The following is an 18,614-nucleotide window of genomic DNA, read 5'->3' on the forward strand; positions in this document are numbered from 1 at the left end:
GCCTTGCGCATCAGGGCGCTGCCGCGAAGGCGTCCTGATATTCGGTCTTGATCGTCTGCCGCATGGCCGCGTCGACCGGCAAGGCGATCTCATAGCTGCCCTCCGCATAGGGACCGGCGCTATAGGGGCCGATGACGACGGTCACCGCGTCGATCAGCTTGCCGTCCTTCGATGTCGGCACCAGCACCTGCTGCATCGGGTCGATACATTTGCTGAAATCGTCGTCGTCGCTGCGCTTGACCGGCGCTCCCCGCTTTTCGGCGCGGGCCTTGTCCAATGCATCGCAGAAGCGGCTGCGGATGGCAGCCGCGAAGGCGGCTGGCGACGTCATCAATGCCGTGACCGCCGTCTCCCGCTTGCGCGCCTTGTCCCACAGCAGGGCGTCATAGCCCGTCATCCCGTGCGCGCCGCCGGTATAGACATAACTTTCCGACTGGAGCGCCAGGAAGCGCGGCGTATCGGCGGCCACCTTCCAATGGGTTTCAAGCGAATGCGGCCGGAAGGGATAACCTGACTCCCTGGCGGCCTTCTGGTCTTCGCGTGCCATCTTCATGGCGTCTGCCTTGCCGACCGTCAGCGCCTGGCCGAATTTCTCGACCAATGCGGGTATCTGCGCCGCCTGTGCAGGATAGCTATAGGCGAATTCGAGCAGGTCGGTCTTTTCCTTCCGGTCAAATGGCTGCGCGGCCGGCGGCGGCTCCGGCTGGCCTGACATGCGGTTCGCAAAGTTGCTGGCCGCGACATCATTGCCCGGCAAAGCGGCCTGATCGGCATTTTCCGCGTCTCTGGATGGCGAACAGGCGCACAGCAGCAGGGCTGCCGCGACCGGAAGCCCTGCCCTTGCCCTCCCCTTGTTCCGACGCATCAATGAACCTTGGCTGCCGCCATGCACCGTTCACTGATCGCCTTGCGCGTATAGCTGCTCTGCAGCGCCGCTCCAGCATTGGGCCAGCCTTCCGCGATCAGCGCCTGCTCCACCGCATGCGCGCCGTCGAAGCGCCCGCTTTCCGCCAGCGCATAGGCACGGGCGCGCAGCGCCTGAAGGCGTCCATCGTCACTGTGCATCATCACGTCTCTCCTTGTTTTAACACCGTTCAATCTATGCCTGCGCTCCGCCCGACGCAAATGATAGCGTGATCGACCGAGGCGCCCGGACGACGAAAGATTGCGCTTTTCTTAGCCGCCGGCTTTCTTCAAAACACATGACATGAACGATTTTTCCGACCTGCTGAAAGCCGACAACAATCAACCGGCGCGTTCGATCCGCATCGTGGATGCGCAAGGCCTGGAAAGTTGGCTGGGAAGCCAGCCCGAACGCGTCCGCGCGCTGGCGACTGCCCAGAAATTCAGGGGCAAGCCGCATGAATTCGCCATTCTGCCGGGGGAGGAGCCGGCCGATTGGTCGGTGGTTGCCGGCGTCGCGTCCGTCGGGAAGCTGGGCCCATGGTGCCTTGCTAAGCTGGCGGAAGCCTTGCCCGAGGGCGCCTATCGGCTGGCCGAGGGGGCGGCGGGCGCGGCAATGCTGGGATGGCTGACCGCGCAATATCGCTTCGACCGGTATCGCAAGGAGGAAAATGGATCGGGCGCGCGCGTGCTGCTGACGACCGAGGTGGCGCAGATCGACGCGGCCACCCGCCTGGCAGAGGCGGTGGCACTGGTCCGCGATCTGGTGAACACACCAGCCGCGGACATGGGCCCGGCTGAACTGGAAGCCGCGACCCGCAAGGTGGCGGAACGCTTTGACGCCCAGTGCAAGGTGACGAAGGGGGACGCGCTGGAGCATGGCTTCCCGATGATCCACGCCGTGGGCAAGGCGGCGGACAAAAGCTGCGCGCCGCGCCTCATTGAATTGCACTGGGGCGACGCCCGGCATCCGAAGGTGGCTGTCGTCGGCAAGGGCATCTGCTTCGACAGCGGCGGCCTGGATATCAAGCCGTCCTCGGCCATGCGGCTGATGAAGAAGGACATGGGTGGCGCGGCCCATGCGCTGGCGCTGGCGCAACTCATCATGGATTCGCGCCTGCCGGTCAGGCTGCACCTGCTGATCCCGGCTGCCGAAAATGCCGTTTCCGGCAATGCCTTTCGGCCCGGCGACATATTGCGATCGCGCAAGGGGTTGACGGTGGAGATCGGCAATACCGATGCGGAGGGACGGCTGGTGCTGGGCGACGCGCTGACGCTGGCGGAAGAAGAAAAGCCCGAACTCGTGATCGACTATGCCACGCTTACCGGCGCCGCGCGCGTGGCGGTGGGGCCCGACCTGCCCGCCCTGTTCGCCAATGACGATGCGCTGGCCGCCGATATGGATGCCGCCGGCAAGGCGGTGGACGACCCGACATGGCGCCTGCCCTTGTGGGACGGTTACGCCGAAATGCTGAAGTCCGATGTGGCGGACATCAACAATGCGGGCGAAGGCGGATTTGCCGGGGCGATCACCGCCGCGCTGTTCCTCAGGCGCTTCGTGCCCGACACCGTGCCGTGGGTACATCTCGACACCTTCGCCTGGCGTCCCGCTTCACGGCCGGGCCGGCCCAAGGGCGGCGAAGCTTTGGGGCTGCGCGCGGCATTCCATATGCTGCAGGCGCGCTACGGTCATAAAAAGTAAAAAGAAAGCGATTGGCAAGGCCGTTACGCAACCGGATTGGCCATCGTGCGTTACGGGGTCATGGATGCCCATTCCGCACAGAATGAAGCCGCAGAGCTGAACCGCCCGGGCCTAAAACCGCTTGGTCAGTGGATGCGCACCCTGGTCGATTATGTGCGATCGGGCAAGCCCGACCTCACCAACCGGCAGATGGCGCTGATGCTGACCGTCTATATCGGCGCCGGACCGCATACGGTGCGGGGACTCGCGGAGGCGCTGAACGTCTCCAAGCCGGTCATTACCCGCGCTCTCAACAAATTATCGGCGCTGGGCTATCTGCGGCGCGAACGGGATTCCACCGACCGGCGGAATATTTTCATCACCCGGACGTCCAAAGGGGCGGAATTTCTTGACGCCTTTCACCATTTCATCGCAGGAACCGGCCGCGATGAACGCCTCAACCACTCCTCCGCGGAACGCACCGCCTGAACGTATCCGATTCAAGCTGGACGGCCGGTCGGTCAAACTGGATACGCGTATCCATGCCGCGCGCGGCGACCTTGCCGATCTGGCGCTGGCGGGCGTACTGTTTTCCGCCCATTATGCCCGCGCCGTAGAGCTGACCTGCGTCGCCGCCGGTACGCCGCTGCTGGCGTCCGACACGCCCAAGGCGCAGGCGGTCAGTGAATTGCTGCGCGGCGAAAGCTTCCATGCGCTGGACATGACAGCCGAATGGGCCTGGGGCTTTTGCGGACATGACGGCTATGTCGGCTATGTCCGGCGAGAGGCGCTGGACGCGCGGGAAGTGATCAACAGCCGTGTGATCACGGGAACGGCGCCGCTGTTCAGCGCCCCTGACATCAAGTCGGCCATCGCCGATTACTGGCCGCGCGGGGCCCAGTTCGCAGCAGAAGCGCAGGGCGACTTCTTCGCCTGCGCGGAAGGATTCGTGCATCGGCGCCATGCCGCCGCCTTGGACGCGCCGGCAAGCGACTGGGTTGCGGTCGCGGAATATTATCTGGGCCAGCCCTATGTCTGGGGCGGACGCGGGCATCGCGGCGTCGACTGCTCCGGCCTGGTCCAGGTGGCGCTGGGCCAGTGCGGGATCAAGGCGCCCCGCGACACCGACCTGCAGCGCGAGGGGATCGGCTCCCCACTCGCCCCCGATGCTCCGCTTCGACGAGGGGACTTCATCTTCTTTCCTGGCCATGTCGGCATCATGACCGACGAACATAATATGATACATGCCAACGCCCATTGGATGAGCGTGGTGATCGAACCCTTGGCCGATGTCGTGGAACGGCTGGCGGCGGATCATCCGGAACCCGTGACGGCGCGGCGGAGAATTGGCGCATGACTTATCGGATTTTCGTCGACGGCGGCGTCGGCACAACGGGTCTGGAAATCAATGAACGGCTGGCGGGGCGTCCCGAGCTGTCGATCATCACCCTGGACGATGACAGGCGCAAGGATGCCGCCGCGCGCAGGGACGCGCTGAACGCGGCGGACATCGTCATCCTCTGCCTGCCCGACGACGCCGCGCGCGAAGCGGTGGCGCTGATCGACAATGACCGGACGCGGGTGATCGACGCATCAACCGCGCACCGGGTGGCGGATGGCTGGACCTATGGCTTTGCCGAACTGGAACCGGGACACCGGGAAAAGCTGGCATCCTCCCGCTTCGTCGCCAATCCGGGGTGCTGGCCGACCGGCTTCCTCGCGCTGGTGAGGCCGCTGGTGCTGGCCGGCCTGCTGCCTGCCGACTGGCCGGTGAGCGTGTCCGGCGCGTCCGGCTATTCCGGCGGCGGCAAGTCGATGATCGCCGAATATGAAGGCGCGGAAGGCGCGCCCAGCGCATTCCGCCCCTATGGGCTGGGCCTGGCGCACAAGCATGTGCCGGAAATGCTGCGCTATTCCGGTCTGCAGCACCCGCCCGTCTTCGCGCCGGCCGTCGCCAACGCCTATCGCGGCATGATCGTGGAAGTGCCATTGCAGTTGCGCGCCCTGCCCGGCGCGCCTTCGCTGGCGGACGTGCATCAGGCGCTCTTGGCGGCTTATGCGGACTCGCCGATCGTCAGCGTGGAAGCGCTGGAAGACAGCCTGGCAATGACGCAGGTCAGGCTGGAGCATGTCGGCGCGACCGACCGGCTGGCCCTGTTCGTCTTCGGCAATGCGTCCGCCGGCCAGGCAAGGCTGGTGGCGGTGCTGGACAATCTGGGCAAGGGCGCGGCCGGCGCCGCCGTGCAGAACCTGAACATATTGGCAGGTCTGCCGGAAACGGCCGGACTACGCCTCTAGGCCTGCGGCGCGACGCCTCGTTCCCGTCTGTCAGGCTTTACCGACATGCCGGGGGCGAGTCTCGCGCCGCCCGGGATCAATGGATCGTGCCCAGCGCCCCATCATGGGTGAGCAGCACGATCAGTCGCTCGATCTGCCGCCAGTGGCAGAATCGGATATGGTTGCCGAGGTCGCGGCTACGGTCCGCCCGCGCCGCCGCTTCATAGCCCGCATTGTCGCCGAACATCGACATGAGTTCAGCCGCGTCCTCATAGCTCTTTCGATTCGAAAGATATGGCATGTTCATGACAAAGCCCCCCAAAGTCCCCACCCTGACGGTCACGATCCCGTTTCAATCTTCGTGCCATCCGCAGACATTGACGGCGCATCGCAGTTGACGAGGGTGAACGCCGGGTTAGCCAAGTCCCACTGTGGCACAGCTATCCCGCGGCGGGACGAACCTGTCCTGAAAAGACGCAAGGGGGAAAGCACTGGCCATGCTCTCGTGCGCGTGGCAAGGACCGGCGCATGACCAAGTCCAGAAAAGAACCGATCGGCGCGGGCGCCATTCTGGCGCTCACCATTTTGGGAGGCACCATCGTCGGCGGCCTGCTGGGCCAGCCGAGCATCGGCCTGCTGGCTGGCACGGCGCTGGGCATCATCATCGCGGTGCTGCTTTGGCTCTGGGACAGGGGAAAATAGCGGCGCGTCCGACATCTGGGCGCCTTGCCACCATCCCTGCGCCAGCATAAACGATAGGCCATGAAGAAGCATCTGATCGCGCTCGCAATCCTTGTTCTGGTGGTTTTCGCCGGCCTTTTCCTCTACTTCGCGCAAGGTGACACGGCACAGCTTCCCGCTGGTGCGGACGTCGGCAAGGAGCCGGTCTTCACCAGCCCGAGGAGCGAATTCATCCCGACCATCAATGTCGCGGATGCAGCCCCGTGGAAAGGTGGGGAGAAGCCGATTCCGGCAAAGGGCCTGAGCGTCGATCGCTTTGCGGACGGGCTGGACCATCCACGCTCCATGCTGCGCCTGCCCAATGGCGACGTGCTGGTGGCGGAAACCAACAGCGCGGCACGACCGACGAGCGGCATCGTCAACCGGGTGATGAATTATCTGATGAACAAGGCGGGTGCGGGCGTACCGTCCGCCAACCGCATCACGCTGCTGCGCGATGCCGACGGTGACGGCCGGGCGGAAACAAAGACGGCCTTTCTCACCGGGCTCAACTCTCCCTATGGTATGGCGCTGGTCGGGGACACGCTCTACGTCGCCAATACCGACGCGCTGATGGCCTTTCCCTATAAGGAAGGCGATACCAGGATCACGGCCAAGGGGCGCAAGATCCTGAACCTGCCAGCGCAGGCGCCCAACATGCACTGGACGCGCAGCCTGGTCGCCAGTCCCCAGGGCCTGCTCTATGTCGGCGTGGGCTCCAACAGCAATATCGGGGAAAATGACCTGGAGACGGAGGCCAATCGCGCCGCCGTGCTGGAGGTCAATCCGAAGACGGGCGCTTATCGGATCTACGCCGCAGGCCTGCGCAATCCGGTGGGCCTGGCCTTCGAGCCGAAGAGCGGCGCGCTTTGGGGCGTGGTGAATGAACGCGACATGCTAGGCAGCGACCTTGTGCCCGACTATCTGACGCGGGTGGAATTCGGCGCCTTCTATGGCTGGCCGTGGAATTATTGGGGTGGTTACGAGGACCGTCGCGTCCAGCCGCAACGGCCGGAAATTCGGGAATATACCAAGCGGCCGGACTATGCGCTGGGCAATCATGTGGCGCCGCTCGGCCTCAGCTTTGCCGACAAGATCACCCTTGGCGCGCCCTATGCGAACGGCGCCTTCGTCGGGCTGCACGGCAGTTGGAACCGCAAGCCTGCGGCGGGTTACAAGGTGGTCTTCGTGCCCTTTGCCGACAATGGCGAAGTCGGCAAGGCCAAGCCTATCGATGTGCTGACGGGCTTTCTGGGCACAAAGGGCGAAGCGCATGGGCGGCCCGTCGATGTTACGGCAGACGCCAAGGGCGCCTTGCTGGTGAGCGACGATGTCGGCGGCGTCATATGGCGGGTGACGCCGGCCAGCTAAGCGGGCGGAGCCATATTGTCGCGTCGTCACAAGCGAAAAGCCGGCTCCCCCCTTTTCGCGCTCTGGATTCCTTAGTTTGCCGCGATTTCTTGACCAGCGATCGGTTCCGATCGCCTGGAAATCGCTCTAGATGTTCATCCCGTTACGGCCCGCCAGCTCAACCACATATTGCCAGGCGACGCGCCCGGAACGGCTGCCGCGCTGAGTGGCCCATTGGATCGCCTCCTTCGGGTCGAAGCTCAGCCCAAGGCGTCCTGCATAGCCGCTGACGATGGCGACATAGGCATCCTGGTCGATGGCGTGAAAGCCTAGCGACAAGCCGAAACGATCCGACAGCGCCATCTTGTCGTCGACCACGTCGCGCGGATTGACGGGATCGTCCTGCTCCGAGAGATGGCGCGGCACGATATGGCGACGGTTGGACGTGACATAGAGGCGCACATTGGCCGGACGGGCGGCCGTTCCCCCCTGAAGCAGCGAACGGAGCGCGCGCGCATCGCCAACGCCATTTTCATCGAAGCCGAGATCATCCAGGAACAGGATGAACGGCCGCTGCGTGTCGCGCAGCAGGACGAAAAGCTGAGGCAGACTGGCAAGTTCGTCGATCGCGCATTGCAGCAGGGCAATGTCCTGCCCTTCCCCCTGGAGCTTGCCGACAACGGCAGCAACGACCGCCGACTTGCCCGTTCCTCGCGCACCCCACAGCAGCACGTCATGGGCCCCATGACCGGCTGCATGGCGGCGGCTGTTTTCCAGCAGCGCCTCCTTCTGCGCGTCGATGCCGGTCAGCAGCGCATAATCCACCGGTGCGAACGCCTCCACCGGACGGATCGTCGCCCCATTCCACACATAGGCGGGCGCGGATGCCAGATCGGCGGAAGAAGCAGGCGGCGGCGCGATCCGTTCCAGCGCTTCGGCAATGCGGGTCAGCAGGGCGTCGTTCATGGTGCCTTCGCTTAGCGCCCCTCCCCTTCACGGGCAAGCGCGGCGCCGATGTCATTCTTCTGTAGCAATGGCCTTTTACTGGCTGACATCGGGGCCTATAGCGCTGGGGTCGTGACTATCCCAAATCCTACCTTTTCCACCCGCATAAGCCGCTATGGCAGCGAAGCGCTGCGCGAGGCGGCTTTGCTGATCCGGGCCGGCGAACCCGTCGCCGTTCCGACGGAGACGGTGTATGGGCTGGCTGCCGACGCGACCGATTCCCATGCGGTGGCTACGATTTACGCCGCAAAGGGACGGCCCAGCTTCAATCCCCTGATCGTGCACGTCGCGGACCGGGAAATGGCCGGGCGCCTGGCGGAATTTTCGCCCGTTGCGGACGCGCTTGCCGATCGCTTCTGGCCCGGCGCCCTGACCATGGTCCTGCCCGTGCGCCCGGATGCCGGGCTGTCGCCGCTGGTGATGGCGGGGCTGCCCACCGTCGCGCTGCGCCTTCCGGCCCATCCGGCGATGCGCGCACTCATCCGGGAGAGCGGCCGTCCGCTTGCCGCGCCATCCGCCAATCGCAGCGGCTCGATCAGTCCGACGCGGGCCGAACATGTGATGGCCAGCCTCAACGGCAAGATCCGCATGATCCTGGACGAAGGGCCGACAAGCGAAGGACTGGAGTCGACCATCGTCGCGCCGGAAAGCGACTGCCTGCGCCTGCTGCGTCCTGGCCCGATCACGGCGGCGATGCTGGAGCAGGCAAGCCGGTTGCCCGTGGTGACAGGTGCGGGCAAGGCGAAGATCGAAGCGCCCGGACAGTTGGAAAGCCATTATGCGCCTTCCAAGCCAGTGCGGCTCGATGCGCTGAAGGCGGAGAGGGATGAATATCTGATCGGCTTCGGCCTGATGCCCTGCCATGTGAATCTCAGTCCCGACGCCGATCTGCGGGAGGCGGCAGCACATCTGTTCGCGGCGCTGCATATGGCTGATGCCAGCACTGCGGAGCGGATCGCGGTGGCGCCCATTCCCGATGAGGGGATCGGCGCCGCGATCAATGACCGGCTGCGACGGGCAGCGGCCTGATCATATGATCTGAGCGCCCAGTTCCTTCACGCCATCACCCGCAATTGTCATAACCCGCGTCGCGGCATTCCCGGCGACGGCGTTCTTCCTCCTTCTTCCGCTCGCGGGCTTCGCGCGCTTCCTGCTTGCGCATCTTGCGGCCGTAATTGCGGTCGGCCTCTTCCTGGCTGGTCGTGCTCCAGTCCACAACCTGGCTACCGGCCCGTACCGGCGCGGTCACGATATTCGCCGCCGTCCGGGCAATGCAGCCCGGCAGGAACAGCAACAACGCCGGCGCAATCCATGATCCAATCCTGTTCATCTCTCTTCCCCGGCTTGCCTTTCCGGCCAGCTTAGAGATGCAGGCCGTCAGAGCAAGCCGGGCGCGACGAACGGTTCAACCCTTGATCCGCTGGGCAAAACCCTTGCGCAGCTTGGCCAGCTTGGGCGGGATCACCGCCATGCAATAGGGGTTCCGGTCGCCCACCCGTTCCCAATATTTCTGATGATAATCCTCCGCCGGATACCAGGGCGCGTCGGCTTCGATCGCGGTGACGACGGGATTGACCTGATCCGCCTGCGCACGCTCGATGCCGGCCTTCGCCGCGGCCGCCTGTTCGGGCGAATGGGGGAAGATCGCCGAGCGATATTGGGTACCGATGTCGTTGCCCTGGCGGTTCAGGGTCGTCGGATCATGGGTCGCGAAGAAAATGTCCAGCAGGTCGCCATAGCCGATCACCGCCGGATCATAGGTGATGCGGATCGCCTCGGCATGGCCGGTCGTACCGGAACAGACCTGTTCATAGGTCGGATTGGGCAGCCCACCACCGATATAGCCGCTTTCCACGGCCTTCACCCCCTCCAGATTCTGATACACCGCCTCCGTGCACCAGAAGCAGCCGCCAGCGAGGGTTGCGATCTCTTCGGCCATATGCGCGTCCTTGTCCTGAATTGGCCGCCAAGATAGGAAGGGTCAGCCTGCTGTTCCAGTCTGCCGCATCGCTGCCTCGGCCTTCGCGCGTTCCTCGGCCACCAGTTCCTTGCGGGACAGCTTGCCCACCAGCGTCTTGGGCAGGTTGAGGCGCACTTCCACCTCGCACACCTTCTCATGCTTTCCCAATTGCGGGTTGAGCCATTCCCTGAGTGCCGCACCGTCGATCTCCGTCCCCTCCTGCAGGGTGACGAACGCCTTCGGGCACTCCCCCCGATAACGGTCGGGAATACCGATCACCAGCGCCTCCTTGACCGCCGGATGATGGTACAGGATCTTCTCGACCTCGCTGGGGAAAACCTTGAAGCCGCCCACGGCAATCATGTCCTTCAGCCGGTCGACGATCTTTACATAGCCATCCTCGTCGATCAGCCCGACATCGCCCGTGCGCAGCCATCCGTCGACGAACACTTCCCTGTCGGCATCGGGTCGTTGCCAATAGCCCTTCATGATCTGCGGTCCGGCAAAGACCAGCTCGCCCGGTTCTCCTTCGGCCGGCGCGCGCGTGGGATCTTCGCGGTCGACCAGCTTGACGCGGGTTCCGGGCACCGGCTGTCCCACGGTCCCTGATTTGTTGAGCCCCTCATAGGGGTTGGAGCAGACGACCGGGCTGCTTTCGGTGAGGCCATAGCCCTCTACCAGCTTAGAGCCTGTCATCGCCTCGAACCGCTGCTTGACCTCCAGCGGCAACGGTGCGCCGCCGGAAATGCACAGGCGCAGGGAGGAAAAGTCGATATTGGGCGTGGCGGGATGATCGAGCAGCGCCTGGTACATGGTCGGCACGCCAGGCAGCGAGGTCGCCTTCGTCCGCTGCAGAGCAGCCAATACCTGCGTGCCGTCGAACCGGGGCAGCATCACCATCTCGCCGCCGTTCAGCACCGTGCGGTTCAGCACGCATGTGTTGGCGAAGACGTGGAAGAAAGGCAGGACAGCCAATATGCGATCGGGCGCTTCAGGATGAGGATCGATCAGGCGGACCTGCCGCGCATTGGCGGTCAGGTTCTGATGGGTCAGCATCGCGCCCTTGGGCCGTCCGGTCGTGCCGCCAGTATATTGCAGCAGGGCGATGTCCTGCTCCGGATCGATCGCGACAGGCGCGGGGTCTTCGCCATGGCGCAGCAGGTCGGCATAATGGGTGATGCGCGGATCGTGCGGGACCGTTGCGGTCTCCTTGCGCTTGAACAGGCGAAACAGCACCGATTTGGCGGGCGGCAGGGCCTCCGCCACGCAGCCCACGACCAGCCGTTCCAGACTGCTGTTGTCCAGCACCTCCAGCGCCGTAGGCAGCAGTGCGCTGGCCGACAGGGTGAAAAGAATCCTGGTGCCGCTATCCTCGACCTGGTGCTCCAGTTCCGTGGCGGTGTAGAGAGGGGAATAGTTGACGACCGTGGCACCGGCCATCATCGCGCCATAATAGGCCGCGACATAATGGGGGACGTTGGGCAGGAACAGGCCGACGCGATCGCCCTTTCGAATGCCCAAGTCCTGCAATCCGCGGGCCACTCGCCGGATGCTGTGGAGCATTTCGCCATAGCTCGTCTTGCGGCCCATGAAGTCGATCATCACCGCCTGCGGATTGGCCGCGGCGCTGTTCGCCACCATCTCTACCATCGACAAGGGCGGAAAGGTCTGCTCCCAGGCAGAGGGATGATTATAGCGGGTTTCCCAGATTTTTTCGCTGCTCTCCATGTGCACAGGTTAAGTTACACCTTCCCTTTACGCAAGCGTAAAGCACGGCAAAAGGGCCACGCACTCTGCCAAGGCGTGGCCCTCTTTCCAGCCGCTGCCCTCGTCGCTCCGCGCCGGGCGGATTGACGTTACGGCATCAAACGTGGCCCTTGTTGTCGCTGAACGGGTCGAGGATTTTGGCGGCGCCCGAAATCAGGTCGGCCTCACTCTTCAGCGCCTCTTCCGCGCGCCGGGTGGCATCTTCGCGCTCGCGGCGCAGTTCGTTGATCAGCGCCTCGCGATCACCGTCCAGGCGCGAATCGGTCGGGGCTTCGATGCCGGCCTTCTTCGCGGCCTTGGACACCAGCGCGTCCAGTTCCCGCTGCGAACACAGGCCCAGCGTCACCGGATCCTTGGGCACGATGTTGGAAATGTTCCAGTGCGTGCGGTCCCGGATCGCGGCTATGGTGGTGCGCGTGGTACCGATCAGCTTGCCGATGGCCCCGTCAGAGATTTCGGGATGGTTGCGCAGGATCCAGGCGATGCCGTCCGGCTTGTCCTGACGCTTGCTGACCGGCGTGTAGCGCGGCCCCTTGGTGCGGCGGACGGGCTCCGGACCCTTCAGCATCTTCAGGCGATAGTCCGGATTGGTTTCGCCCTTGTGGATTTCCTCCATCGTGATTTCATGGGCGCGCACCGGATCGCGGCCCGTATATTTGGTGCCGGCGGTATCGTCGGCGATCGCCTGCACTTCCAGGATATGCAGCCCGCAAAACTCCGCAATCTGGTCGAAGCTCAGCGCGGTATTGTCGACCAGCCAGCTGGCTGTCGCATGGGGCATGAGAGGCTGGGACACGGGAATTCTCCGGCACTAAAAACAACAAGGGCCGCCCAAGCAGGGCGGCCACGCCCGACCTGAGATAGTGCATCCAGCCCTGTCGGGCAAGGAAAAGCGTCAGGCCGCGCTGTCGAGCATCTGGGGATCGATATTATGAAGGCCGGTCAGGAATTCCTGCGCGCTGCGTTCCCAGCTGAAGCTTCGGCCATAGGCGGCGCAAGCCTGACGGTCGCAGACAAGCGCTGCGGCAATGGCCTGCTCCAGCCTGTCCGACAAGGCGCCGGTTTCGGGAGTGACGATGTCGACAGGGCCGGTTACGGGATAGGCGGCGACCGGCGTGCCGCAGGCGAGCGCCTCGATCATGACGAGGCCGAAGGTGTCGGTGCGGCTGGGAAAGACGAAGACGTCGGCGCCGGCATAAGCGCCAGCCAGCTCGGCACCGAACATCGGCCCCAGGAAATACGCCTGAGGATAGGCCCTCTGCAGCGTGGCGCGGGCGGGCCCGTCCCCCACGACCACCTGCGTGCCGGGATGATCGCTGGCGAGGAAGGTCTCCAGATTCTTCTCGACCGCGACACGACCGACATAGAGCTGGATGGGGCGCGGCAGATCGGCAAAGATGGCGGGCGGTGCCGCTTCGGGCGTGAAGGCGGTCAGGTCGACCCCCCTGCCCCAGGCGCGGACCTGCGGCAGCCCATGGGCGCGCAACTGCTGCCGCACCGATCGGGTCGACACGAGCACGGCCTCTGCCGGTCCATGGAACCAGCGGATGTAGCGCCAGAACCACCCCGCGGGCAGGCCCGTGCGCTGCGCCACATAGTCCGGAAAATGCGTGTGATAGGCAGTGGTGAAGCGAATGCCGCTGCGCAGGCACCAACGCCGCGCCGCCAGGCAAAGCGGCCCTTCGGTCGCCAGATGGATCGCATCCGGACGGAAAGCCGATATCATCTGCCCGACCACGCTTGAGCGCGCAAAGGCCAGCCGGATCTCCGGATAGGTCGGACAGGGGATGGATCCGAAGAGATCGGGCGAGATCATCTTCACCTCATGTCCCATCTTCTCCAGTTCCGCCTGCATGGTATGGAGCGTGCGGACGACGCCATTCACCTGCGGAGCCCAGGCGTCGGTCACGATGATGATCCGCATCGGGGACGGACGCATCGTCCCTTCCCCGGTCACGCCGCGATCCGGGAGGGTTCGTCGGCGGTGCGCCCGGCGATCTCGTCCGCCCAGTGCAGCACCTCCATGCGCCCGTCGAAATGCTCCACCAGGGCTGTGCAACCTTCCACCCAATCGCCGTCATTATAATATTGGATGCCGGCGATCTCGCGGATTTCGGCATTGTGGATATGTCCGCAGACGACCCCGTCGACGCCGCGGGAACCCGCTTCATGCGCCACAACTTCCTCGAAGCGGGAGATGAACTCGACGGCGTTCTTGACCTTGTGCTTGGCCATCTTGCTGAGCGACCAATAGGGCAGCCCCATGCGCTGACGCACAGCGTTCACCACCACGTTGACGCGCATCAACATGGTGTAGGCGGCGTCGCCGACAAAGGCGAGCCAGCGATGCGCCAGCATGATGGTATCGAACTCATCGCCGTGCAGCACCAGCAGCTTGCGGCCGTCCGCGGTTTCATGAAGCGCTTTGCGCCGGATCTCCACGCCGCCGAAGCTGAGGCCGGTGAACTGGCGGAACATCTCGTCATGATTGCCGGGAATGTAGATGACGCGCGTGCCCCGCTTGGCCCGCTTCATCACCCGCCAGACCACGTCATTATGCGCAGCCGGCCAGTAGAAGCGCCGCTTCAGCCGCCAGCCGTCGATGATGTCGCCCACCAGGTACATGGTGTCGCTGTCGACGCTGTCCAGGAAGTCGATCAGCATCCTCGCATTGCAGCCCCGGGTGCCCAGGTGAATGTCCGAAATCCAGATCGTGCGATAGCGGCGACGTTTTCCTTCCCGCTCGGGGATGGCGAAATTGTCGTCGGCGCCATCGTCCAACTCCGCCAGAAAAGGCAGGCGCGTGATGGCATTCATGATGCAACCCCTGAGCTGTTTCCCTCAGGAGCGAATCCATAGCCGCCCTATGTTACAACTCCGCACCGAATATGACGAAAATGCTACGATTCCGGCCGATCATGCCCGTCAAGCGATGCGCGCCATGAGCCACTTTCCACCCCCCTGGAGTGGACATCTTCGTCACCTCAGACCGTCAGCACGATCTTGCCGAAATGATCGCCCGCATCCATCCGGGCATGCGCAGCGGCGGCCTCCGCCAGCGGAAAACGTATATCCATTGCCGGCCGCAGCCTGCCCTGTTCGATAAAGGCCCACACCACCCGCATCAGTTCATCCGCAACCAGGCTCTTGAAAGCCACCGAGCGCGGACGCAGCGTCGAACCCGTCAGCGTGAGCCGCCTGCTCATGATCGCGGGGATGAAGACCTCCGCGCTGGGCCCGCTCATCGCCGCGATGGACACATGTCGTCCATCTTCCGCCAGGCACTGGATGTTGCGCGGCAGATAATCCCCGCCGACCATGTCCAGAACCGCCTGCACGCCCTGCCCGCCGGTGATCCGCTTCACTTCCTCGACGAAATCCTGGCTGCGATAGTTGATCGCGTGATCCGCGCCCCAGGCCTTCGCCTGCTCGCATTTCGCTTCGCTCCCGCAGGTCACGATGATGCCGATGTCGAACAGCTTGCAGAGCGAGATCGCCATGGTGCCGATTCCGCTCGTGCCGCCATGGACCAGGACCACATCGCCTTCCACCACATAGGCGCGCTCGAACAGGTTGCTCCAGACGGTGAACAGCGTTTCCGGCAGGGCTGCGGCCTCGACCAGATCATAATCCTCCGGTACCGGCAGGCATTGGCCCGCGGGCGCCAAGGCATATTCGGCATAGCCACCACCCGGCAGAAGCGCGCAGACGCGCCGGCCGATCAACAATTCCGCGCTGCCACCCGCGGCGACGATCGTGCCGGCCACTTCCAGTCCCGGAATGTCCGACGCGCCGGGCGGGGGCGGATATTTGCCCTGCCGCTGCATGACATCCGGCCGGTTGACGCCAGCGGCGACCACCTTGATCAACACCTCGTCAGGTCCGGGCACGGGAACCGGCCGCCGCTGCGGCACCAGAGCCTCCGGCCCTCCGGGAGCCGCGATGCCGATCGCCGTCATTTCATTCGGCACGTCACCCGGCATTGCGCCCTCTATCGCCATTGCGCCCCTCGCGGCAGATGTTGCACCGCACCTAAATCGACGGGCGGAATACAGGCCTTATTGACAGACTGGCCCGCAGGGTCAACATTGCGGTTCATGGACATGGAAGGCGATCTGCCCCGAAAGGCCGATGATCCTCTAGCCCAGCTGCTCCGACAGGACCTGGGTCCATTGTCCGTTGCCGAACTCGAAGCGCGCATCGCCGCGCTGGAGGGCGAAATCGCCCGAACCCGGTCCAAGATTGAAAGCGCCGTTAACCACAAAGCAAGCGCCGAGGCGTTATTCAAGCGATGAACCTCCGCCCCGCCCTGCGCGACTCCATCGGGAGTTTTACCGGGTACGGGCAGTCTGGCAATTCCGGTGGTCAAGATGCCCATCTTGATCCGCCGTCGAGCAATGCCGACATATGGTGCAAGACAGCCCCTCATTGGGGGCCAGGAGTATAAAAGACATGCCATCTTTCGCACCCGCCCTTGAAACCACCCTGCATAATGCGTTGACCCACGCTTCGGAGCGTCGTCACGAATATGCGACGCTGGAGCATCTGCTGCTCGCGCTGATCGACGATGAACATGCGTCGAAGGTGATGCAGGCCTGCGGCGTGGAGCTTGGCGAATTGTCCGATGCGGTGACGCAATATCTGGACACCGAACTCGACAGCCTGAAGGTGGAAGGGGCAAGCGACCCCTCCCCCACGAGCGGCTTCCAGCGGGTCGTCCAGCGCGCGATCCTGCATGTCCAGTCTTCCGGCAAGGATGAAGTCACGGGAGCCAATGTGCTCGTCGCGCTTTTTTCCGAGCGGGAGAGCTATGCCGTCTATTTCCTCCAGCAGCAGGACATGAGCCGCCTGGATGCCGTCAGCTACATCAGCCACGGCGTGGGCAAGGGTACTGCCGCTCCTGAGCAGCGCGAAACCAAGGGCGCTCAGGAAGAGGAAAAGAAGGCGCAGGACAGCAAGGGCAAGAAGGATAGTGCCTTGGAGCAGTTCACGGTCAACCTCAATGAGAAGGCGACGCGGGGCAAGGTTGACCCGCTGATCGGCCGCAGCGCCGAAGTCGACCGGACGATCCAGATCCTGTGCCGCCGGTCGAAGAACAACCCGCTCTATGTGGGCGATCCGGGCGTCGGTAAAACCGCCATCGCGGAGGGCCTGGCGCGCAAGATCGTCGAGGGCGAGGTTCCCGACGTGCTCAAGGAAGCGGTCATCTACTCGCTCGACATGGGCGCGCTGCTGGCGGGCACCCGCTATCGCGGCGATTTCGAGGAGCGGTTGAAGGCGGTCGTCACCGAACTGGAGAAGATGCCGCACGCGGTTCTCTTCATCGATGAGATCCATACCGTCATCGGCGCGGGCGCAACAAGCGGCGGCGCGATGGACGCGTCCAACCTGCTGAAGCCCGCCCTGTCTGGCGGCACAATCCGCTGCATCGGATCGACCACCTACAAGGAGTTCCGCAACCATTTCGAGAAGGACCGCGCCCTGCTGCGCCGGTTCCAGAAGATCGACGTCAACGAACCGACCATCGACGACACGATCAAGATTCTCGCCGGGCTGCGCAGCGCCTTCGAGGAGCATCACAACGTCAAGTACACGCCCGATGCGATCAAGGCGGCGGTGGAACTGTCGGCGCGCTACATCAATGACCGCAAGCTGCCGGACAAGGCGATCGACGTGATCGACGAAGTCGGCGCGATGCAGATGCTGGTGGTGCCGTCGAAGCGCAAGAAGACGATCACGCCCAAGGAGATCGAGCAGGTCATCGCGACCATGGCGCGCATCCCTCCCAAGACCGTGTCCGCCGACGACAAGTCGGTCCTGGAAACGCTCGACACGGATTTGAAGCGCGTCGTCTTCGGTCAGAACCGGGCGATCGAGGTGCTGTCCTCCGCGATCAAGCTGTCGCGGGCGGGCCTGCGCGATCCCGACAAGCCGATCGGCAACTATCTCTTCTCCGGCCCCACCGGCGTCGGCAAGACGGAGGTCGCGCGACAGCTCGCCAGTCTGCTCGGCATCCCGCTCCAGCGCTTTGACATGTCGGAATATATGGAACGTCACTCGGTCAGCCGCCTGATCGGCGCGCCTCCGGGCTATGTCGGCTATGACCAGGGCGGCCTGTTGACCGATGCGGTCGACCAGAACCCGCACAGCGTCCTGCTGCTGGACGAGATCGAAAAGGCACATCCGGACCTGTTCAACATCCTGTTGCAGGTGATGGACAATGGCCGCCTGACCGACCATCACGGCAAGACGGTGGATTTCCGCAACACCATCCTCATCATGACCACCAATGCCGGTGCGTCGGACATGGCGAAGGAAAGTATCGGCTTTGGCGAACTGACCCGCGAGGATGTTCAGGAGGACGCGGTGAAGAAGCTCTTCACCCCGGAATTCCGCAACCGCCTCGATGCCATCGTGCCCTTCGGCTATCTGCCGCCGGAAATCGTGGCGCGGGTCATCGACAAGTTCGTGCTGCAACTCGAACTGCAACTGGCGGATCGCGACGTCCACATCACGCTGGACGACGATGCCAAGGCATGGCTCACCAAGAAGGGCTATGACAAGCTCTACGGCGCCCGTCCGATGGGCCGCCTGATGCAGGAAAAGATCAAGCAGCCGCTGGCCGAGGAACTGCTGTTCGGCAAGCTGGTGCATGGCGGCGAGGTCCATGTCCGTATGAAGGACGATGCCCTCGCGTTCGAGATCACCCCCGCCGCCCCCAAAAAGGGCAAGAGGGGTGGCAAGTCGAAGCCCGCGGAACAGGCGAAATAAGCGGACGAAAGCATCGATGAAATGATGAGGGCGGCCCATGAGGGTCGCCCTCATCATTTTTGAACGGAAAGCCGATCCCCCTTCCGTACGATGCATTCAGGAAGATCCGCACGGCGTCCAAGCCGATCCGGTCCGGACAATCTCGCCGCACCCGCCCATTCGGCCTGCCGCGGCAGAACT

Annotated in this window: 20 protein-coding genes; 9 read left to right on the forward strand and 11 right to left on the reverse strand. The window is 64.0% G+C overall.

Annotated elements, in window-relative coordinates; translation table 11 throughout:
* Positions 1-10 precede the first annotated feature (10 nt).
* On the reverse strand, positions 11-865 hold the full coding sequence (locus MRBLMA1_RS04630; protein WP_363735258.1) for a DUF4163 domain-containing protein: 855 nt from the start codon (positions 863-865) through the stop codon (positions 11-13).
* Positions 865-1,068: a hypothetical protein gene (locus MRBLMA1_RS04635; protein ID WP_133651710.1), complete on the reverse strand. Its 204-nt coding sequence runs from the start codon at positions 1,066-1,068 to the stop codon at positions 865-867. The genes MRBLMA1_RS04630 and MRBLMA1_RS04635 overlap by 1 nt, the downstream gene beginning before the upstream one ends.
* 139 nt (positions 1,069-1,207) lie before the next feature.
* Between MRBLMA1_RS04635 and MRBLMA1_RS04640 the strand changes: the two genes are divergently transcribed.
* The 4 genes from MRBLMA1_RS04640 to argC are packed head-to-tail and all read left to right on the forward strand — an operon-like array spanning position 1,208 to position 4,882.
* Complete coding sequence (locus MRBLMA1_RS04640; protein WP_363735260.1) at positions 1,208-2,605, forward strand: leucyl aminopeptidase family protein; 1,398 nt, start codon at positions 1,208-1,210, stop codon at positions 2,603-2,605.
* A 60-nt stretch (positions 2,606-2,665) separates the two neighbouring features.
* On the forward strand, positions 2,666-3,073 hold the full coding sequence (locus MRBLMA1_RS04645) for a MarR family transcriptional regulator (protein WP_363735416.1): 408 nt from the start codon (positions 2,666-2,668) through the stop codon (positions 3,071-3,073).
* Positions 3,033-3,941, forward strand: a complete 909-nt coding sequence (locus MRBLMA1_RS04650; RefSeq protein WP_363735261.1) for a C40 family peptidase — start codon at positions 3,033-3,035, stop codon at positions 3,939-3,941. Before MRBLMA1_RS04645 ends, MRBLMA1_RS04650 begins: the two co-directional genes overlap by 41 nt.
* Positions 3,938-4,882 (forward strand): N-acetyl-gamma-glutamyl-phosphate reductase, encoded by a 945-nt coding sequence (gene argC, locus MRBLMA1_RS04655; protein ID WP_363735262.1) that lies wholly within the window; start codon positions 3,938-3,940, stop codon positions 4,880-4,882. The genes MRBLMA1_RS04650 and argC overlap by 4 nt, the downstream gene beginning before the upstream one ends.
* Before the next feature lie 76 nt (positions 4,883-4,958).
* Here argC and MRBLMA1_RS04660 read toward each other — a convergent pair whose 3' ends face one another.
* Positions 4,959-5,162: a hypothetical protein gene (locus MRBLMA1_RS04660; RefSeq protein ID WP_133651976.1), complete on the reverse strand. Its 204-nt coding sequence runs from the start codon at positions 5,160-5,162 to the stop codon at positions 4,959-4,961.
* Between the two features lie 227 nt (positions 5,163-5,389).
* On the opposite strand from MRBLMA1_RS04660, the gene MRBLMA1_RS04665 reads away from it, so the two are divergent.
* Positions 5,390-5,563: a hypothetical protein gene (locus tag MRBLMA1_RS04665; protein WP_166666292.1), complete on the forward strand. Its 174-nt coding sequence runs from the start codon at positions 5,390-5,392 to the stop codon at positions 5,561-5,563.
* A 60-nt stretch (positions 5,564-5,623) separates the two neighbouring features.
* The gene (locus MRBLMA1_RS04670) at positions 5,624-6,952 is read left to right on the forward strand and encodes a PQQ-dependent sugar dehydrogenase (RefSeq protein WP_363735263.1); all 1,329 of its coding nucleotides are present in this window, start codon (positions 5,624-5,626) and stop codon (positions 6,950-6,952) included.
* 126 nt (positions 6,953-7,078) lie between these two features.
* Here the strand turns inward: MRBLMA1_RS04670 and MRBLMA1_RS04675 are convergent, their stop codons facing one another.
* Entirely contained in the window at positions 7,079-7,897 is an 819-nt protein-coding gene (locus tag MRBLMA1_RS04675) for an ATP-binding protein (RefSeq protein ID WP_363735264.1), read from the reverse strand.
* Positions 7,898-8,008: 111 nt separating this feature from the next.
* On the opposite strand from MRBLMA1_RS04675, the gene MRBLMA1_RS04680 reads away from it, so the two are divergent.
* The gene (locus MRBLMA1_RS04680) at positions 8,009-8,965 is read left to right on the forward strand and encodes an L-threonylcarbamoyladenylate synthase (protein WP_363735265.1); all 957 of its coding nucleotides are present in this window, start codon (positions 8,009-8,011) and stop codon (positions 8,963-8,965) included.
* A gap of 34 nt (positions 8,966-8,999) precedes the next feature.
* Here MRBLMA1_RS04680 and MRBLMA1_RS04685 read toward each other — a convergent pair whose 3' ends face one another.
* The 7 genes from MRBLMA1_RS04685 to MRBLMA1_RS04715 all read right to left on the reverse strand — a co-directional run bounded on the left by MRBLMA1_RS04685 (position 9,000) and on the right by MRBLMA1_RS04715 (position 15,664).
* The gene (locus tag MRBLMA1_RS04685) at positions 9,000-9,266 is read right to left on the reverse strand and encodes a hypothetical protein (protein WP_133651703.1); all 267 of its coding nucleotides are present in this window, start codon (positions 9,264-9,266) and stop codon (positions 9,000-9,002) included.
* A 75-nt stretch (positions 9,267-9,341) separates the two neighbouring features.
* Positions 9,342-9,875, reverse strand: a complete 534-nt coding sequence (gene msrA / locus MRBLMA1_RS04690) for a peptide-methionine (S)-S-oxide reductase MsrA (RefSeq protein ID WP_363735266.1) — start codon at positions 9,873-9,875, stop codon at positions 9,342-9,344.
* 42 nt (positions 9,876-9,917) lie between these two features.
* A complete protein-coding gene (locus tag MRBLMA1_RS04695) occupies positions 9,918-11,624 on the reverse strand; it encodes a long-chain-fatty-acid--CoA ligase (RefSeq protein ID WP_363735417.1) in 1,707 nt (568 codons plus the stop codon).
* A gap of 136 nt (positions 11,625-11,760) precedes the next feature.
* Positions 11,761-12,444, reverse strand: coding sequence for a DUF1013 domain-containing protein (locus MRBLMA1_RS04700; protein WP_363735419.1), 684 nt, complete (start codon positions 12,442-12,444; stop codon positions 11,761-11,763).
* Between the two features lie 114 nt (positions 12,445-12,558).
* Entirely contained in the window at positions 12,559-13,587 is a 1,029-nt protein-coding gene (locus MRBLMA1_RS04705) for a glycosyltransferase family 4 protein (protein WP_363735420.1), read from the reverse strand.
* 29 nt (positions 13,588-13,616) lie between these two features.
* Positions 13,617-14,480 (reverse strand): UDP-2,3-diacylglucosamine diphosphatase, encoded by an 864-nt coding sequence (locus tag MRBLMA1_RS04710; protein WP_133651700.1) that lies wholly within the window; start codon positions 14,478-14,480, stop codon positions 13,617-13,619.
* A 167-nt stretch (positions 14,481-14,647) separates the two neighbouring features.
* A complete protein-coding gene (locus MRBLMA1_RS04715; RefSeq protein ID WP_363735268.1) occupies positions 14,648-15,664 on the reverse strand; it encodes an NAD(P)H-quinone oxidoreductase in 1,017 nt (338 codons plus the stop codon).
* Positions 15,665-15,760: 96 nt separating this feature from the next.
* Between MRBLMA1_RS04715 and MRBLMA1_RS04720 the strand changes: the two genes are divergently transcribed.
* The gene (locus MRBLMA1_RS04720; protein ID WP_363735269.1) at positions 15,761-15,958 is read left to right on the forward strand and encodes a DUF1192 domain-containing protein; all 198 of its coding nucleotides are present in this window, start codon (positions 15,761-15,763) and stop codon (positions 15,956-15,958) included.
* A 157-nt stretch (positions 15,959-16,115) separates the two neighbouring features.
* Complete coding sequence (clpA, locus tag MRBLMA1_RS04725) at positions 16,116-18,434, forward strand: ATP-dependent Clp protease ATP-binding subunit ClpA (RefSeq protein WP_133651698.1); 2,319 nt, start codon at positions 16,116-16,118, stop codon at positions 18,432-18,434.
* Positions 18,435-18,614: the final 180 nt, after the last annotated feature.

The sequence above is a fragment of the Sphingobium sp. LMA1-1-1.1 genome, from assembly GCF_040676365.1.
Taxonomy (GTDB): domain Bacteria; phylum Pseudomonadota; class Alphaproteobacteria; order Sphingomonadales; family Sphingomonadaceae; genus Sphingobium.

What these genes read in the sequence shown, in the direction of transcription:
- MRBLMA1_RS04640 (WP_363735260.1), top strand. Translation starts at nt 1,208, where the DNA reads ATGAACGATTTTTCCGACCTGCTGAAAGCCGACAACAATCAACCGGCG.
- MRBLMA1_RS04720 (WP_363735269.1), top strand. Translation starts at nt 15,761, where the DNA reads ATGGACATGGAAGGCGATCTGCCCCGAAAGGCCGATGATCCTCTAGCC.
- MRBLMA1_RS04685 (WP_133651703.1), bottom strand. Translation starts at nt 9,266, where the DNA reads ATGAACAGGATTGGATCATGGATTGCGCCGGCGTTGTTGCTGTTCCTG.
- msrA (WP_363735266.1), bottom strand. Translation starts at nt 9,875, where the DNA reads ATGGCCGAAGAGATCGCAACCCTCGCTGGCGGCTGCTTCTGGTGCACG.
- MRBLMA1_RS04635 (WP_133651710.1), bottom strand. Translation starts at nt 1,068, where the DNA reads ATGATGCACAGTGACGATGGACGCCTTCAGGCGCTGCGCGCCCGTGCC.
- MRBLMA1_RS04665 (WP_166666292.1), top strand. Translation starts at nt 5,390, where the DNA reads ATGACCAAGTCCAGAAAAGAACCGATCGGCGCGGGCGCCATTCTGGCG.
- MRBLMA1_RS04645 (WP_363735416.1), top strand. Translation starts at nt 2,666, where the DNA reads ATGGATGCCCATTCCGCACAGAATGAAGCCGCAGAGCTGAACCGCCCG.
- MRBLMA1_RS04650 (WP_363735261.1), top strand. Translation starts at nt 3,033, where the DNA reads ATGAACGCCTCAACCACTCCTCCGCGGAACGCACCGCCTGAACGTATC.
- MRBLMA1_RS04705 (WP_363735420.1), bottom strand. Translation starts at nt 13,587, where the DNA reads ATGCGGATCATCATCGTGACCGACGCCTGGGCTCCGCAGGTGAATGGC.
- MRBLMA1_RS04670 (WP_363735263.1), top strand. Translation starts at nt 5,624, where the DNA reads ATGAAGAAGCATCTGATCGCGCTCGCAATCCTTGTTCTGGTGGTTTTC.
- MRBLMA1_RS04675 (WP_363735264.1), bottom strand. Translation starts at nt 7,897, where the DNA reads ATGAACGACGCCCTGCTGACCCGCATTGCCGAAGCGCTGGAACGGATC.
- clpA (WP_133651698.1), top strand. Translation starts at nt 16,116, where the DNA reads ATGCCATCTTTCGCACCCGCCCTTGAAACCACCCTGCATAATGCGTTG.
- MRBLMA1_RS04710 (WP_133651700.1), bottom strand. Translation starts at nt 14,480, where the DNA reads ATGAATGCCATCACGCGCCTGCCTTTTCTGGCGGAGTTGGACGATGGC.
- argC (WP_363735262.1), top strand. Translation starts at nt 3,938, where the DNA reads ATGACTTATCGGATTTTCGTCGACGGCGGCGTCGGCACAACGGGTCTG.
- MRBLMA1_RS04715 (WP_363735268.1), bottom strand. Translation starts at nt 15,664, where the DNA reads ATGGCGATAGAGGGCGCAATGCCGGGTGACGTGCCGAATGAAATGACG.
- MRBLMA1_RS04660 (WP_133651976.1), bottom strand. Translation starts at nt 5,162, where the DNA reads ATGCCATATCTTTCGAATCGAAAGAGCTATGAGGACGCGGCTGAACTC.
- MRBLMA1_RS04630 (WP_363735258.1), bottom strand. Translation starts at nt 865, where the DNA reads ATGCGTCGGAACAAGGGGAGGGCAAGGGCAGGGCTTCCGGTCGCGGCA.
- MRBLMA1_RS04700 (WP_363735419.1), bottom strand. Translation starts at nt 12,444, where the DNA reads ATGCCCCATGCGACAGCCAGCTGGCTGGTCGACAATACCGCGCTGAGC.
- MRBLMA1_RS04695 (WP_363735417.1), bottom strand. Translation starts at nt 11,624, where the DNA reads ATGGAGAGCAGCGAAAAAATCTGGGAAACCCGCTATAATCATCCCTCT.